13 protein-coding genes are annotated in these 12,298 nt (G+C 63.4%); 9 read left to right on the plus strand and 4 right to left on the minus strand.

What is annotated here, in order from left to right:
• The coding region (locus tag EOA27_RS05860; RefSeq protein ID WP_127255725.1) for a response regulator at window positions 1-1,608 on the plus strand (1,608 nt) is incomplete at its 5' end.
• Here EOA27_RS05860 and EOA27_RS05865 read toward each other — a convergent pair.
• The 3 genes from EOA27_RS05865 to EOA27_RS05875 all read right to left on the minus strand — a co-directional run bounded on the left by EOA27_RS05865 (window position 1,609) and on the right by EOA27_RS05875 (window position 4,148).
• Window positions 1,609-2,469, minus strand: a complete 861-nt coding sequence (locus EOA27_RS05865) for a lytic transglycosylase domain-containing protein (RefSeq protein ID WP_126080810.1) — start codon at window positions 2,467-2,469, stop codon at window positions 1,609-1,611.
• Window positions 2,470-2,473: 4 nt separating this feature from the next.
• Window positions 2,474-3,724: a flavodoxin-dependent (E)-4-hydroxy-3-methylbut-2-enyl-diphosphate synthase gene (gene ispG, locus EOA27_RS05870; protein WP_126080811.1), complete on the minus strand. Its 1,251-nt coding sequence runs from the start codon at window positions 3,722-3,724 to the stop codon at window positions 2,474-2,476.
• Between the two features lie 244 nt (window positions 3,725-3,968).
• Window positions 3,969-4,148 carry a YdcH family protein gene (locus EOA27_RS05875; protein ID WP_042641511.1) on the minus strand — a complete coding sequence of 60 codons (180 nt, stop codon included), beginning with the start codon at window positions 4,146-4,148 and terminating at the stop codon, window positions 3,969-3,971.
• 248 nt (window positions 4,149-4,396) lie between these two features.
• On the opposite strand from EOA27_RS05875, the gene EOA27_RS05880 reads away from it, so the two are divergent.
• Window positions 4,397-4,600: a YdcH family protein gene (locus EOA27_RS05880; RefSeq protein ID WP_126080812.1), complete on the plus strand. Its 204-nt coding sequence runs from the start codon at window positions 4,397-4,399 to the stop codon at window positions 4,598-4,600.
• 26 nt (window positions 4,601-4,626) lie between these two features.
• Here the strand turns inward: EOA27_RS05880 and EOA27_RS05885 are convergent, their stop codons facing one another.
• Window positions 4,627-5,427 (minus strand): IclR family transcriptional regulator, encoded by an 801-nt coding sequence (locus tag EOA27_RS05885; protein WP_126080813.1) that lies wholly within the window; start codon window positions 5,425-5,427, stop codon window positions 4,627-4,629.
• A 164-nt stretch (window positions 5,428-5,591) separates the two neighbouring features.
• Between EOA27_RS05885 and EOA27_RS05890 the strand changes: the two genes are divergently transcribed.
• The 7 genes from EOA27_RS05890 (at window position 5,592) to EOA27_RS05920 (ending at window position 12,263) form a co-directional block, all read left to right on the plus strand.
• Entirely contained in the window at window positions 5,592-6,422 is an 831-nt protein-coding gene (locus EOA27_RS05890; protein ID WP_189341575.1) for a transporter substrate-binding domain-containing protein, read from the plus strand.
• Window positions 6,423-6,598: 176 nt separating this feature from the next.
• Complete coding sequence (locus tag EOA27_RS05895) at window positions 6,599-7,264, plus strand: amino acid ABC transporter permease (RefSeq protein WP_126080815.1); 666 nt, start codon at window positions 6,599-6,601, stop codon at window positions 7,262-7,264.
• 1 nt (window position 7,265) lies between these two features.
• A complete protein-coding gene (locus EOA27_RS05900; protein WP_126080816.1) occupies window positions 7,266-7,916 on the plus strand; it encodes an amino acid ABC transporter permease in 651 nt (216 codons plus the stop codon).
• A gap of 4 nt (window positions 7,917-7,920) precedes the next feature.
• Window positions 7,921-9,012 (plus strand): ABC transporter ATP-binding protein, encoded by a 1,092-nt coding sequence (locus EOA27_RS05905; protein ID WP_127255727.1) that lies wholly within the window; start codon window positions 7,921-7,923, stop codon window positions 9,010-9,012.
• 83 nt (window positions 9,013-9,095) lie between these two features.
• Window positions 9,096-10,184 carry a Gfo/Idh/MocA family oxidoreductase gene (locus tag EOA27_RS05910; protein ID WP_126081890.1) on the plus strand — a complete coding sequence of 363 codons (1,089 nt, stop codon included), beginning with the start codon at window positions 9,096-9,098 and terminating at the stop codon, window positions 10,182-10,184.
• A gap of 51 nt (window positions 10,185-10,235) precedes the next feature.
• Complete coding sequence (locus EOA27_RS05915; protein ID WP_126081891.1) at window positions 10,236-11,150, plus strand: sugar phosphate isomerase/epimerase; 915 nt, start codon at window positions 10,236-10,238, stop codon at window positions 11,148-11,150.
• A 15-nt stretch (window positions 11,151-11,165) separates the two neighbouring features.
• Window positions 11,166-12,263, plus strand: coding sequence for a fatty acid desaturase family protein (locus EOA27_RS05920; protein WP_126081892.1), 1,098 nt, complete (start codon window positions 11,166-11,168; stop codon window positions 12,261-12,263).
• Window positions 12,264-12,298 lie beyond the last annotated feature (35 nt).

Here is a 12,298-nt window from a genome sequence, read left to right on the forward strand (position 1 = left end):
AATATGAGCCATGAGATCCGCACGCCGATGAACGGCGTGCTCGGCATGGCCGAGCTGCTGGCCAAGACGGAGCTTACGCCCCGCCAGAAGACCTTCACCGATGTCATCGTCAAATCCGGCAACGCGCTGCTCACCATCATCAACGACATCCTCGATTTCTCGAAGATCAATGCCGGCCAGCTCACCCTCGACCCCGCTCCCTTCCGCCTGGCGGAAGCGGTCGAGGATGTGGCGACGCTGGTGTCGGCGCGCGTTGCCGAAAAGAACCTCGAGCTCATCGTGCGCGTCGACCCGCGCCTGCCGGCCTTTGTCGTCGGCGATGCCGGACGCTTCCGCCAGATCGTCACCAATCTGCTTGGCAACGCCGTGAAGTTCACCGAGAAGGGCCATGTGCTGGTCGATGTCGGCGGCGATGTCGTCGACGGCGTCGTCCAGCTCAAGGTCCGCGTCGAGGACACCGGCATCGGCATCCCGGCCGAAAAGCTGCAAAGCGTGTTCGAGAAATTCGCCCAGGTCGACGGCTCCTCGACCCGTCGCCACGAAGGCACCGGGCTTGGCCTTGCGATCGGCGCCCGGCTTGTCGACCTGATGGGCGGCAAGATCGGCGTCGAAAGCGAGATCGGCCGCGGCTCCGTCTTCTGGTTCGCCGTGCCGCTGCCGGCGCACAACCAGGCGGCGGCCGACAAGCTGGTGCCGGTCGATGTCACCGGCGCCCGGGTGCTGGTCATCGACGACAATCCGGTCAACCGGGAGATTCTGCTGGAGCAGCTCAGAAGCTGGAGCTTCGACTGTGCGGCCGCCGAAAGCGGCGCTGTCGGCCTTGCCTTCCTCGACCGCGCCTGCCAGCTCGGCGCCTCTGTCGACTGCATTATCCTCGACTACCAGATGCCCGGCATGAACGGCGCCGATGTCGCCAAGGCGATTGCCGCCGACAGCCGGCTTTCGTCCATCCCGGTCGTGCTGCTCACCTCGGTCGACCAGGTGGATTTCGGCAGGATGGTTATCGATTTCGGCATCGTCGCGCATCTCACCAAGCCGGCGCGTTCGGCGGTGCTGCTGGGCACGGTGATCTCCGCCATACAGAAGGCGCGCATGCAGGGCACCAAGGCTCATTTCGTGCGCGAGCCGGTCGCGGCGGCGCCGTCCTTCACCGTCATTCGCGGCCCGGCGGCGCCCGTGCCGGCGGCACCGGAATCGACCGCAGCGCCGAGCGGCCCGATCGATATCCTGATCGCCGAGGACAATGACGTGAACCAGCTGGTCTTCGGCCAGATCCTCAATGGCTTCGGTCTCAGCTACCGCATCGCCGGCAATGGCCGCACGGCTGTCGAAATGTACCGCGCGCTGCGCCCCCGCCTGGTGCTGATGGACGTCTCTATGCCGGAAATGAACGGCTATGAGGCGACCCGCGCCATCCGTGCGATGGAAGCGCAGAACGGTGAGCGCACGCCGATCATCGGCGTCACCGCGCATGCGCTGAAGGGCGACCGCGAGAAATGCATCGAGGCCGGCATGGACGATTATCTGCCGAAGCCGGTATCGCCCGACCGCCTTGGCGCCAAGATCGGCACCTGGCTCAGCGAGACGGTGACGGCTAAGACGGCATAGCTACCGGTTGCGCATCACCACGCAGGCGCCGCCGACGCTTTGCAGCTTGTCGCAGATGCCGTTGGCCTCGCCGCGCGAGTCCGCGCCGATCCTGACCGCGTAGATGCCGCGCCGCCCGATCGGCGTGCGCACCCGGCTCACCACCGGATCATGGCTGGCGAGCAGCGCCGGGAACCGGCTCTTGACCCTCAGCCATTGGCCGATCGCCGCGGAACGGCGGAAATTGCCCGCCACCTGCACGCCCCACGGCTTGACGTTGATCGAGGCCATGGCGACCGTCCGCGACATGATCACCGGCAGCCGGCGGCAGGCGACCGCGAAGCTCATCTTGGGGTCGAGCGGCTCGACGGTGCCGGCATAGGATTTGTCGGAAAACTTGTCGACGGGTTCGCCCATGATGTCGAAGACATAGCTTTCCGTCTCCATCGGCAGGAAGCCGCCGGAGGCCAGCCAGCGCGACACGCGGTTCTCGCCGGCATTGTAGGCCGCGGCCGCGAGGCCGAGATTGCCATAGCCCGCCTTCATCTCGGCTAGATATTTCGCGGAAGCCGGAATGGCCTGCTCGATGTCGAAGGAATTGGCCAGGCCGCGCATCTTGGCGGTTCCCGGCATGAACTGCGCGATGCCTTCGGCGCCGACCGGGCTCACCGCGTTCGGATCGAAGCGGCTTTCCTTCCAGATCAGCCGGGCGAAGAAATCCTTGGGCAGCCCGTTCTGTTGGGCTTGGGCTTCGATCAGATCGCAGACTCGGTTGATCAGCCGTTTGCCGGCCGATTTCGACTGCGGCGGGTCGGCGGACGCGCCCGCCACCCAACTCAAGCTGCACAGCAAGGCCAGGGCCACCGTGAGGAAACGGTGCATAGGCCTACTCGGCCGCGGCTTTGCCGTGTCCGTAGCGCTGCTCGATATAGTCGCCGACCATCTTCTCGAAATCCTGCGCGATGGACGGACCGCGCAGCGTCGCCGCCTTCTTGCCGTCGATGAAGACAGGCGCCGTCGGCGTCTCGCCGGTGCCAGGCAAGGATATGCCGATGTCGGCATGCTTGGATTCGCCGGGACCATTGACGATGCAGCCCATCACCGCGACCTTGAGGTTCTCGACGCCCGGATATTTCTCGCGCCACACCGGCATGTTCTTGCGGATATCGGCCTGGATGCTCTGGGCGAGTTCCTGGAAGACGGTGGATGTCGTGCGGCCGCAGCCTGGGCAGGCGGCGACGATCGGCACGAACTGCCGGAAGCCCATGGTCTGCAGCAATTCCTGCGACACCTGCACCTCGCGCGTGCGGTCGCCGTTGGGCTCCGGCGTCAGCGAGATGCGGATCGTGTCGCCGATGCCCTGCTGCAGCAGGATTCCCATGGCGGCCGAAGAGGCGACGATGCCCTTGGTGCCCATGCCGGCCTCGGTGAGGCCGAGATGCAGCGCATGGTCGGAGCGTGTGGCAAGCTCGGTATAGACGGCGATCAGGTCCTGCACGCCGCTGACCTTGGCCGACAGGATGATCTTGTCGCGGCCAAGCCCGATCTCTTCCGCCATCTCGGCCGACAGGATGGCCGACTGGACGATCGCCTCGCGCGTGACTTCCTGCGCGGTGAGCGGCGAGCCCTGAGCCTGGTTCTGGTCCATCAGCCGGGTCAACAGCTCCTGGTCGAGCGAACCCCAGTTGACGCCGATGCGCACCGGCTTGTCATGTCTAATCGCCATTTCGACGATCGCCGCGAACTGGCGGTCCTTCTTGTCCTTGAAGCCGACATTGCCGGGATTGATGCGATATTTCGCCAGCGCCTCGGCGCAAGCCGGATGATCGGCCAAGAGCTTGTGGCCGATATAGTGGAAGTCGCCGACCAGCGGCACATCGATGCCGAGCCTGAGCAGCCTCTCGTGGATGCGCGGAACCGCCGCCGCGCTCTCGTCGCGGTCAACGGTGATGCGCACGATTTCCGACCCGGCACGATGCAGCGCCGCGACCTGGGCGACAGTCTGGTCGACATCGGCGGTGTCGGTGTTGGTCATCGACTGCACGACGACGGGCGCGCCGCCGCCGACCATCACGCCGCCGACCGAAACGCCGACCGACCTGCGCCGTGGGAAGGGAGAAGAGAAATATCCGGTCATGCCGGTCGCCTTCATCTGAAAGTTCCCGGCATGAGGTGGCGGAGCAAAGATGGCTTGTCAATGGCAAGCGCCAGGCGAGGTTGGCAAATCAGCAGCCGCCACGCGAAAAACGCCAGCTCTGCCGATCGCGGCATCCGCGACCGAACGTTCCATCGATTTCAGTTAAAAAACACCATGCCGGTGGCATTTCCTGCCACCGGACGTTTCACCGCGGCGGGTTGCGGCGATGGTGCCTGGAGGAGCTTCAGTGTGTCGTCGGGCTAGCCTTCAGCTTTTCAATCTCGTCCTTGATTGCCAGCTTGCGTCGCTTGAGATTCACGATTTCGAGGTCGTCCACCGAAGGATGGTTCATGGCGTCGGTGAGCTCGCGCTCGATATCACCGTGTTTCCGCTGCAACTCATCAAGATGGGATGCAAGAGACATGATTGGTTCTCCCTTTCATGGTTTCCTCGATTGCAGCCGTCGCAGGCACGTCCACCGCAGGTTGAGACTGTGACGGCACCGTGACAGTCTGCCACCAACCGATCTCGATGTCGAATGACACGTGGTAGCATTCCACGACAAAGTGAAATGTGATAAGGGCTGCGCGCCGGCCTCAGACGAAAAGTCACAAACCCAGCCGGTCCCGCCCAAACAGCCCGATTGGGCGATGCATACGCAGACGGTAGATAATGTCCGAACAGGAACAGGCTGAAATACGCCTCGAATATTCCCGGCTCAAACAAGAACACGCCGATTTCGACGCCGCCATCAACGCGATGATCGCCACGGGCTGCGACCCGCTTCAGATTCAGCGCATGAAAAAGAAGAAGCTGATCCTGAAAGACCGGCTGTCGGCGCTGGAAGACCGCATCATTCCCGACATCATCGCCTGAGCGGGCAGTTTCCCGCGCTCCACAGTCTACGAGATCGAAAGCCGGGCGGCGCGCTCGCGCAGCAACGCGACCAATTCGCCAGTCCGCGCTTCCGACGTGTCGATCGGCACCACAAGGCACATCGTTGCCTCGACCTTGCCAGGCGCCGAGAACACGGGCGCCGCCAGGCATTTGGTATAGGCGTCGACAAGGCCTGACGTGACGCAATAGCCGGTGACGCGCGCCCGAGCGATGTCATCGATGAAGTCATCGATCTCTATCTTGCGGCCGTCCGGCAGCACGAGATCGTCTTCCGTGACCATCGCCTCGATCCGGCTGCGATCAAGACCGGCCAGCAGCAACCGGCCCGAAGCAGTCCATGGCAGCGGAATCTGCAGGCCGGTGGCCGAGCTGATGCGGAACGGCCTCGTGCCCGGGCTTGAATGGATGATGGTGTAGCGACCGCTCTGCAGCATGCAGAGCTCGGACGTCTCCCCGGTCTCGCGCGACAGCGTATCGACCTCCTGGCGGCCGCGCCTCAGCAGGTCGTTGCCGCGCATATAGGCCATCCCGTAGAGATAGAGCTTCTTGCCGAAATAGACGCGATTGCCGTCGCCGGCCATTTCCAGGAGACCGGCTTCGACCAGCTCGCGCACCAGCGTGTAGGTGGTCGAGCGCGGCGCGTTGAGCCCCTTTGCCAGCTCGCCGATGCCGATCGCTCGCTGGTTGGCGTGCAGGAACTCCAGGATGTTCAGGACCCTGTTGAGACCTTTCTCGCGCGAGCCAGCTGGCCGCTCTTCGCCCGTGCCTTCGCTCGGCCACCCGGTCAGCATTTCACTCTCTTGCATTGTCGATTCCTGGTGCTAGTATCTGTCTTGTACAGGATACACACGTCTCTTGTAAGAGACAATCGCTGATTGCGGCGTGTATTTCTGCTGCATTGGGGAACACACCATCAAAGGAGGTCGCCGTGAACGACACATCCGGCAGACGTGATTTTCTGAAACTTGGAATGGCGGGGCTGGCCACCGCCGGCGCGCTTACCGCCATCAGCGCCGAGAAGGCAGCCGCGCAGGCCGCATCCGATAGCGTGCTGCGCACCGCGCTTGATCGTGGCAAACTGATCGTCGGCACCGGCAGCACCAATGCGCCATGGCATTTCGAGAACGACGCCGGTGAATTGGTCGGCATGGACATCACCATGGGCCGCATCCTCGCCAAGGGCCTCTTCGACGACCCGACCAAGGTCGAGTTCGTCACCCAGGACCCGGCGCAGCGCATCCCCAACGTGACGACCAACAAGGTCGACATCACCATCCAGTTCATGACCATGACCGCGCAGCGCTCGCAGCTGATCCATTTCTCGCGGCCCTACTATGTCGAGGGCGTGGCGCTGCTGACGCTGCCCGGCTCCGAAAACAAGACCTTCGACAAGCTCCTGGCGAATGGCGCCAACACCCGCATCTCGATCCTCCAGAATGTCGATGCCGAAAGCTCGGTGCATTTTGCCTTGCCGCAGGCTCAGGTGCTGCAGATCGACACCCAGGCGAACGTGCTGCAAGCGCTGGAATCCAAGCGAGCCGACGCCGCGGCCGTCGATCTGTCGACGGTGCGCTGGCTCGCCTCGCGCAACCCGGACAAATATTTTGACGCCGGCAAGAGCTGGTATTCGATGCTTTACGGCGCTGCCGTCCGGCAAGGCGACCTGGATTGGCTGACCTTCGTCAACCAGACCTTCACCATTGCCATGTTCGGCCACGAGACGGCGCTCTATGACGCCGCCTTCAAGGAATATTTCGGCCAGGAGCCGCCGCCGCGCCATCCAGGCTTCCCGGTCATCTGACCAAGCCTACGCCAAGCCGGCGGAGGAGCGCGACAGGCGCTCTTCCGCCTCCTCGACACGGGCCGTGCGGGTGACGAATCCTTGAGCAATTTCAGGAAAAGTGTGAAGCGGTTTTCCGTCCGAAATTGCGCCAAAACAAGAGATTGTTTGTCACCGCGAGCCATTGAGACGGATGCATGGGCTACACGCTCAATTTCAACCTGATCTGGCGGCATTTCGACAAGCTTTGGGGTGGCCTGCTGCTCAGCCTCGAACTCGCCGTGATCTCGATCGCCATCGGCATCGTCATCGGCCTGGTGCTGGGGGTCTGGTACGTCTCGGCCGGGCGCGTCGTGCGCACGATCATCGCGGCCTATGTCGAATTCATCCGCAACGTGCCATTGATCCTGCTCGTCTACCTCGTCTTTTACGGTGTGCCGACCGTCATAGACCTCGCTTACAGCGCGCCCACCTCTTTTGTCGTGACGCTGTCGGTCTATAGCGGCGCCTATCTGGTCGAAGTGTTCCGCTCCGGCCTGGAAGCCGTGCCGCGCGGCCAACTCGACGCCGGCAAGGCGATCGGCCTCACCCCATGGCAGCGCCTGATCCATGTGCGCCTGCCGACGATGCTGCGCATCACGCTGCCGGCGCTGTCCAACACCTTCATCTCGCTGTTCAAGGACACCTCGATCGCTTCGGTCATCTCCGTGCCCGAGCTGACCTATGGCGCCCAGTGGATCAACTTCAACACATTCCGCATCGTCGAGGTCTATCTGGTGACGACGGCGATGTATCTGGTGACCGGTTACGCCCTGCTGTTCGCGCTCAGGCTGGTCGAACGCCGTTTCAGGGCGGCGCGCTGAGATGCTGAGTCAGATCCTCTACGCCCTGCCGTTCCTCGCCGAGGGCTTCGCCTTGACCTTGTGGGTCTCGCTGCTGGTCGTGGTCCTGTCTTTGATCGCAGGGGTGCTGCTGGGTGTCGGCCTCGTCTATGGGCCGGCGCCGCTCCGTTGGTCGGTGCGCATTTTCTCGGACACCATCCGTGGCATCCCGATCCTGGTGCTGATGTTCTTCGTCTATTACGGCCTGCCCGCGGTCGGACTGCATCTGCAGTCCTTCTGGGCGGCGGTGCTGGCGCTCACGCTGTTCAAGACGGCGCAGGTCGTCGAATATGTGCGCGGCGCCGTGGCCTCGATACCGAAGGGCCAGTCAGAGGCGGCGATGGCGATCGGCCTGACCTTCCGGCAGCGCCTCACCTCGGTCATCTTCCCGCAGGCCTTCCGCCGCTTCCTGCCGCCCTGGATCAACGGCGTCACCGACGCCGTGAAGGGCAGCGCCCTGGTCTCGCTGCTCGGCATCACCGATCTGATGCAGGCCATCAACCAGGTCATCGGCCGCACCTATGAGGCGATGCCGCTCTACATCCTCGGCGCCCTGATCTATTTCGCCGTCAACTACGCGCTTTCCTACGCCAGCCGCAGGCTGGAACGGCGCTTCGCCTTCATCCGGGACTAACGCCATGGCCACCAGCTCCAACAACAGCCCAGCGCTTCTCGACATCGCCGAGGTCTCGAAATCCTTCGGCCCGGTCGCGGTGCTGCGCTCGGTCAGCCTGCAGGTGGCGAAGGGCGAGGTGGTCACCGTCATCGGCCCTTCCGGCAGCGGCAAGACCACGCTGCTGCGCCAGATCGCCGGCTTCGATTTTCCCGATTCCGGCCGCATCGCCATCGGTGGCGAAAGCGTCGAGCGGGTGCCGGTCGAGAAGCGCCGCATCGGCATGGTGTTCCAGAACTATGCGCTGTTCCCGAATATGAGCGTCGCCGACAATGTCGCGTTCGGCCTCTCGGTGCGCGGCGAGCCGAAGGCGACGATCGCTAAGGAAGTGCAGCGCGCGCTCGATCTCGTGCAGCTCGGCAAGCTCGGCGGGCGCAAGCCGCACCAACTCTCCGGCGGCCAGCGCCAACGCGTGGCGCTGGCGCGGGCCATCGTCACCAAGCCGCGCGTGCTCCTGCTCGACGAGCCGCTCGGCGCGCTCGACAAGGCGCTGCGCGTCGACATGCAGATCGAGCTGAAGCGCATTCAGCGCGAGATCGGCATCACCACCATCTTCGTCACCCACGACCAGGAAGAGGCGCTGACGATGAGCGACCGCATCGGCATATTGCGTGACGGCCGGCTGGTGCAGGAAGGACCGCCGGAAGAGATCTACGACAGGCCGCAAAGCGAGTTCGCCGCGACCTTCCTCGGCGACGCCAACATCTTTCGCGGCAATGCCACCGGCTCCGGGATCAAGCTGCCCGACGGCACGACGATCGCGGCTTCGACAGGCGCCTCGGTGCCGGCCGGCGCCAAGGCGAGCTGCGCGGTCCGGCCGGAACGCATCCGGATTTCGACCGGTGCGGCAAAGCCCGATCCAGTCGGTGCCAACATGCTCACTGGGCAGGTCTCGAAGCGCATCTTCGCCGGCAACAACAGCACCTATTTCGTCGACCGCGATGGCCAGACGCTGAAGGTGATCGTCCAGAACACCGGCGCCGAAAGGTTGGCTGAAGGTCAGCCGGTCGTGCTTAGCTGGTCGCCGGACAGCGCGGTGCTGATCGCGGCCGCTTGATAGCGCTGATGGGAAATGATGGCGCTGGCCTTGGCTGACGCCCGGACCATCGCGTTATATCCAGTCCTCGATGGGAGGAATGGATGGCGAGCACGGGTTTCGAGCCGGACGTAAAGGTCCGGGTCAAGGACTACCGGATCGGCTGCATCGGCGCCGGCATGATCATGGCCGAATGCCATCTCGCCGCCTATGCGCAGGCCGGCTTTCCGGTGGTGGCGATCGCTTCCCGGACCAAGGCGAATGCCGCGAAGGTGGCGGATCGCTGGCATATCCCGACCGTCCACGACACGCCGGAGCAATTGATCGAGGACAGCCAAGTCGAGATCGTCGACCTCGCTTTTCCTCCCGACCAGCAGCCGGCGCTGATCCGCCATGCGCTCAAGCAGCCGCATATCAAGGCGATCCTGGCGCAGAAGCCGCTGGCGCTTTCGGTCGAGGAAGCGGTGAGGCTGCGCGACGAGGCGGCTGCCTCCGGCAAGATCCTCTCTGTCAACCAGAACATGCGCTACGACCAGTCGATGCGCGTTCTGAAGCAGATCATCGACAGCGGCGCGCTTGGCGAGATCGTCTTTGCCGAGATCGACATGCACGCGATCCCGCATTGGCAGACCTTCCTGGCCGGTTACGACCGGCTGACGCTCGCCAATATGAGCGTGCATCATCTCGACGTGCTGCGTTTCCTGTTTGGCGATCCGGACGAGATCACCACGCTGACGCGCAAGGACCCGCGCACGAAATTCGACCATTCCGACGGGATCACGGTGTCGACGTTGCGCTTTCCTTCCGGCGTGCTCGCTGTATCGCTGGAGGATGTCTGGTCCGGTCCGCGCCAGGAAGGCTACGACGACGACCAGCACATCGCCTGGCGCGTCGACGGCACCAAGGGCGTTGCCAAGGGCACGATCGGCTGGCCGAAGGTCGTCGCCTCGACGCTGACCTATGCCTCGACCGAGACGACGGGCGGGAAATGGGTCAGCCCAAGCTGGGAGACGATGTGGTTCCCGCACGCCTTCATTGGCGTCATGGAGCAACTGAAATATGCCTTGAAGACCGGCACGTCGCCGGCGCTGTCGGTTGCCGACAACGTCAGAACCATGGCGCTGGTCGAGGCCGGCTACCGGTCCATGGCCGAGGGCCGTACCGTCAAGCTGTCCGAAATCCGCGTCGACTGAGGCAGTCGAAAGACGCGGCAACTGAATCGCTTACCCGGAGGACTTCACCTCATGATGCAGGCAGGTATCTTCACAGGCTATTTTCCCTACGAGTTGGAGGAATCGGCAAGGCGCATCCGGGCGCTCGGTTTCAACACCGTGCAGCTCGACCTGCATTTCAAGGATATCGACCTGTCGGCCGGGCAGATCACCAAGGACAAGGCGAGGACGGTGCGCGACACGTTTCGCGACCATAACCTGCCGGTCTGCTGCGTGTCCGGCTACACCAACATCATCCATCCGGAGAAGGGAGAACGGGAAAGGCGGCTTGCCTATCTCAAGGAGATCATCCGCAACGCGCGCGACTTCGGTTCTCCCTATGTGATTTCCGAGACCGGCACCTACAACACCGAGTCCGACTGGGTGCATCACCCCAGGAACAAGACCGAAGAAGGCTTCGAGGAATGCCGCAAGGTGATCTCCGACCTCGCCCGGACGGCTTACGACCACGGCGCGGTGTTCCTGCTCGAGACCTATGTCAACAATGTCGTCGGCTCGGTCGAGGAGACGGTGAAAATGTTCGCGCAGGTCGATCATCCCGGACTTGGCCTGCTGATGGATCCGACCAACTATTTCGAGGCGCACAACATCGACCGCATGGACCAGGTGCTGAACCAGGTGTTCAACACGCTGACCGACAAGATCAAAATCGCGCATGCCAAGGACGTGAAGCGTTCGGGCGGCGACAAGAGCGAAAAGCATGCCGATATTGGCGACGCGGACGCGCATGAGGGACTGACCTTCCGCGGCGTCGGCGAGATCGAGCTACCGGCGCCGGGGCTGGGCGCGCTGAACTACGATCTCTATCTCAAGCGGCTCAGCGAGAAGCATCCGAACATCCCGGTGATCATCGAGCATCTGACCGAGGATGACGTGCCGCGCGCCAAGACATTCCTCGACGGCAAATTCCGTGCGAACGGGCTTTGATTGCGGGGAGGGACGATGACGACGGCCTCCAGCACCAAGCGCGACTACAGCCTTGTCGGCGAAAGCACGCGCCGGGCGATCGAGACCGGGCTCGCCTCGGCCGAGTGGTACCACACGGATGTACCGCGCAAGACCATGAAGGAATTGATGCAGCGCTCGGACGGGCCGGCGATCCGCGATACCATCATCTGGATCGCCGCGATCCTGGGCTCGGCAGTCGGCATCGTCTGGTTCTGGGGCACGTGGTGGGTCGTGCCGTTCCTGTTCGTCTATGGCGTGCTCTACGGCTCGTCGAGCGACTCGCGCTGGCACGAATGCGGCCACGGCACCGCCTTCCGCACGCGCTGGATGAACGATGTCGTCTACCACATCGCTTCCTTCATGCTGATGCGCAATCCGGTGCAGTGGCGCTGGAGCCATGCGCGCCATCACACCGACACCATCATCGTCGGCCGCGATGCCGAGATCGCGGTGATGCGGCCGCCGGACCTCATCAAGGCGGCTTTGGCCTTCACCGGCATCCTCGACTTCCGCTATTCGCTGCCGACGCTGGTGCGCCAAGCCTTCGGCATATTGTCGGGGGACGAGAAGAGCTACATCCCGCAGATGGAGCAGCACAAAGCGGTGATCGCGGCGCGCTGGCACATGGTGGTTTACGCAGCGACGATCGCTGTCGCGATCGCGCTTGGATCATGGATACCGCTGGTGCTGATCGGTCTGCCGCGCCTCTACGGCACCTGGCACATGGTGCTGACGGGGCTGTTGCAGCATATTGGGCTCGCCGACAACGTCACCGACCATCGGCTCAACACGCGCACGGTTTACATGAACCCAGTCAGCCGGTTCATCTACTGGAACATGAACTATCATGTCGAGCACCACATGTTCCCGATGGTGCCCTACCACGCGCTGCCGAAGCTGCATGAGCTGATCAAGCATGATCTGCCGGTGGCGAACCCATCGATGTGGCACGCCTATCGCGAGGTCTGGCCGGTGCTGCTCCGGCAGCTGAAATATGAGGATTTTTACCTCAAGCGCGAATTGCCGCCGACGGCGAAGCCCTACCGCGGCAAGTTCCATGATCTCGACATAACGGCCGCGGCCGCCGAATAGGCGCTACGGCAATTCGGAGATATACGATGGCGGAG

The organism is Mesorhizobium sp. M2A.F.Ca.ET.037.01.1.1, from assembly GCF_003998075.1.
Classification (GTDB): Bacteria; Pseudomonadota; Alphaproteobacteria; order Rhizobiales; family Rhizobiaceae; genus Mesorhizobium.

Coding starts and splice junctions, on each gene's coding strand:
- EOA27_RS05900 (WP_126080816.1), top strand. CDS start 7,266: ATGCTGAGTCAGATCCTCTACGCCCTGCCGTTCCTCGCCGAGGGCTTC.
- EOA27_RS05920 (WP_126081892.1), top strand. CDS start 11,166: ATGACGACGGCCTCCAGCACCAAGCGCGACTACAGCCTTGTCGGCGAA.
- EOA27_RS05895 (WP_126080815.1), top strand. CDS start 6,599: ATGGGCTACACGCTCAATTTCAACCTGATCTGGCGGCATTTCGACAAG.
- EOA27_RS05910 (WP_126081890.1), top strand. CDS start 9,096: ATGGCGAGCACGGGTTTCGAGCCGGACGTAAAGGTCCGGGTCAAGGAC.
- EOA27_RS05890 (WP_189341575.1), top strand. CDS start 5,592: ATGGCGGGGCTGGCCACCGCCGGCGCGCTTACCGCCATCAGCGCCGAG.
- EOA27_RS05885 (WP_126080813.1), bottom strand. CDS start 5,427: ATGCAAGAGAGTGAAATGCTGACCGGGTGGCCGAGCGAAGGCACGGGC.
- EOA27_RS05865 (WP_126080810.1), bottom strand. CDS start 2,469: ATGCACCGTTTCCTCACGGTGGCCCTGGCCTTGCTGTGCAGCTTGAGT.
- ispG (WP_126080811.1), bottom strand. CDS start 3,724: ATGACCGGATATTTCTCTTCTCCCTTCCCACGGCGCAGGTCGGTCGGC.
- EOA27_RS05915 (WP_126081891.1), top strand. CDS start 10,236: ATGATGCAGGCAGGTATCTTCACAGGCTATTTTCCCTACGAGTTGGAG.
- EOA27_RS05880 (WP_126080812.1), top strand. CDS start 4,397: ATGTCCGAACAGGAACAGGCTGAAATACGCCTCGAATATTCCCGGCTC.
- EOA27_RS05905 (WP_127255727.1), top strand. CDS start 7,921: ATGGCCACCAGCTCCAACAACAGCCCAGCGCTTCTCGACATCGCCGAG.
- EOA27_RS05875 (WP_042641511.1), bottom strand. CDS start 4,148: ATGTCTCTTGCATCCCATCTTGATGAGTTGCAGCGGAAACACGGTGAT.